1 protein-coding gene is annotated in these 317 nt (G+C 38.2%); it reads right to left on the bottom strand.

The features are described from left to right. The coding region (locus tag R0K30_RS21450) for a hypothetical protein (protein ID WP_410612810.1) at positions 1-317 on the bottom strand (317 nt) is incomplete at both ends.

Below are 317 nucleotides of genomic sequence, written 5' to 3'. Positions count from 1 at the left end.
AGAGCCTTTAGGCTTTTTCCTACTTTTGATATGAAGTACGCTTTTCTTCAAGGTCTCTATCATTTCGTCGTACTCACGATGCCAAATATCAAACTCTTTTTTAAAATCACTACACAAGAATAAATGTTGATATTCCTCTCGTTCAGCTAGCTCATGCAGTTCACTCGTAGCTGTTCCCTCGAAAGTTCCATGCCTTATTCTGCGACCTAGATATGATGCGATACCAAAACTATTATTTTCACAAAACTCGCTGTAGCAATCTAACAACATTTTAATAACTATATCTATCGAACCGACACCACTACTACTGCGGTTCC

It is taken from the genome of Bacillus sp. SIMBA_154 (genome assembly GCF_046536015.1).
GTDB classification, from domain to species: domain Bacteria; phylum Bacillota; class Bacilli; order Bacillales; family Bacillaceae; genus Bacillus; species Bacillus pumilus_P.
This window is presented reverse-complemented; position numbering and strand designations above follow the sequence as displayed.